The sequence below is a fragment of the Streptomyces odonnellii genome, from assembly GCF_000981895.1.
GTDB classification, from domain to species: Bacteria; Actinomycetota; Actinomycetes; order Streptomycetales; family Streptomycetaceae; genus Streptomyces; species Streptomyces odonnellii.
In genome coordinates this window covers 1-2,617 of record NZ_LATD01000208.1, presented here as the reverse complement: position 1 = coordinate 2,617, position 2,617 = coordinate 1, and the positions used below count along the sequence as shown (strand labels likewise).

The window sequence follows — 2,617 nt, the reverse complement described above, 5'->3', positions numbered from 1 at the left end:
GGGGGTGGGAGTCCTCATCTCGAAGCAGGCTTCCCGCTTAGATGCTTTCAGCGGTTATCCCTCCCGAACGTAGCCAACCAGCCATGCCCTTGGCAGAACAACTGGCACACCAGAGGTTCGTCCGTCCCGGTCCTCTCGTACTAGGGACAGCCCTTCTCAAGACTCCTACGCGCACAGCGGATAGGGACCGAACTGTCTCACGACGTTCTAAACCCAGCTCGCGTACCGCTTTAATGGGCGAACAGCCCAACCCTTGGGACCGACTCCAGCCCCAGGATGCGACGAGCCGACATCGAGGTGCCAAACCATCCCGTCGATATGGACTCTTGGGGAAGATCAGCCTGTTATCCCCGGGGTACCTTTTATCCGTTGAGCGACGGCGCTTCCACAAGCCACCGCCGGATCACTAGTCCCGACTTTCGTCCCTGCTCGACCCGTCGGTCTCACAGTCAAGCTCCCTTGTGCACTTACACTCAACACCTGATTACCAACCAGGCTGAGGGAACCTTTGGGCGCCTCCGTTACCCTTTAGGAGGCAACCGCCCCAGTTAAACTACCCATCAGACACTGTCCCTGATCCGGATCACGGACCCAGGTTAGACATCCAGCACGACCAGAGTGGTATTTCAACAACGACTCCACCCATACTGGCGTATGAGCTTCACAGTCTCCCACCTATCCTACACAAGCCGAACCGAACACCAATATCAAACTATAGTAAAGGTCCCGGGGTCTTTCCGTCCTGCTGCGCGAAACGAGCATCTTTACTCGTAATGCAATTTCACCGGGCCTATGGTTGAGACAGTCGAGAAGTCGTTACGCCATTCGTGCAGGTCGGAACTTACCCGACAAGGAATTTCGCTACCTTAGGATGGTTATAGTTACCACCGCCGTTTACTGGCGCTTAAGTTCTCAGCCTCGCCAACCCGAAAGCCAGCTAACCGGTCCCCTTAACGTTCCAGCACCGGGCAGGCGTCAGTCCGTATACATCGCCTTACGGCTTCGCACGGACCTGTGTTTTTAGTAAACAGTCGCTTCTCGCTGGTCTCTGCGGCCACCCCAAGCTACCGGCAGCAAGTGCCATCACCTGGTGTGGCCCCCCTTCTCCCGAAGTTACGGGGGCATTTTGCCGAGTTCCTTAACCATAGTTCACCCGAACGCCTCGGTATTCTCTACCAGACCACCTGAGTCGGTTTAGGGTACGGGCCGCCATGAAACTCGCTAGAGGCTTTTCTCGACAGCATAGGATCATCCACTTCACCACAATCGGCTCGGCATCAGGTCTCAGGCCTCATGTTGCACGGATTTACCTGCACAACGCCCTACACCCTTACCCCGGGACAACCACCGCCCGGGCTGGACTACCTTCCTGCGTCACCCCATCACTTACCTACTACCACCTTGGATCGACGGCTCCACCACTCCCCTTTACCCGAAGGCTCCAGGGCGGCTTCACGGCCTTAGCATCAATGGATTCGATACTGGGCGTTTCAAAGCGGGTACCGGAATATCAACCGGTTGTCCATCGACTACGCCTGTCGGCCTCGCCTTAGGTCCCGACTTACCCTGGGCAGATCAGCTTGACCCAGGAACCCTTAGTCAATCGGCGCACACGTTTCCCACGTGTGAATCGCTACTCATGCCTGCATTCTCACTCGTGAACCATCCACCACACGCTTGAGCCCCGCTACATTGTCGGCGCGGAATCACTTGACCAGTGAGCTATTACGCACTCTTTCAAGGATGGCTGCTTCTAAGCCAACCTCCTGGTTGTCTCTGCGACTCCACATCCTTTCCCACTTAGCATACGCTTAGGGGCCTTAGTCGATGCTCTGGGCTGTTTCCCTCTCGACCATGGAGCTTATCCCCCACAGTCTCACTGCCGCGCTCTCACTTACCGGCATTCGGAGTTTGGCTAAGGTCAGTAACCCGGTAGGGCCCATCGCCTATCCAGTGCTCTACCTCCGGCAAGAAACACACGACGCTGCACCTAAATGCATTTCGGGGAGAACCAGCTATCACGGAGTTTGATTGGCCTTTCACCCCTAACCACAGGTCATCCCCCAGGTTTTCAACCCTGGTGGGTTCGGTCCTCCACGACCTCTTACAGCCGCTTCAACCTGCCCATGGCTAGATCACTCCGCTTCGGGTCTTGAGCGCGCTACTAAAACGCCCTATTCGGACTCGCTTTCGCTACGGCTCCCCCACACGGGTTAACCTCGCAACACACCGCAAACTCGCAGGCTCATTCTTCAAAAGGCACGCAGTCACGACACAGACAAAGCCTGTGCGACGCTCCCACGGCTTGTAGGCACACGGTTTCAGGTACTATTTCACTCCGCTCCCGCGGTACTTTTCACCATTCCCTCACGGTACTATCCGCTATCGGTCACCAGGGAATATTTAGGCTTAGCGGGTGGTCCCGCCAGATTCACACGAGATTTCTCGGGCCCCGTGCTACTTGGGAAGTCACCAAACAAGCCGTACAGATTTCAGCTACGGGGGTCTTACCCTCTACGCCGGGCCTTTCGCATGCCCTTCGCCTACCCATACGGTTTCTCACTCGCCGACCAGCCGGCAGACTAGTCAAAGAAACTCCCACAACCCCGCAAGCGCA

1 rRNA gene is annotated in these 2,617 nt (G+C 56.5%); it reads right to left on the bottom strand.

Features of this window, described 5'->3' with window-relative positions:
- Positions 1 to 2,617: ribosomal RNA gene (locus WH07_RS20010) — 23S ribosomal RNA — on the bottom strand; the annotation flags it as partial.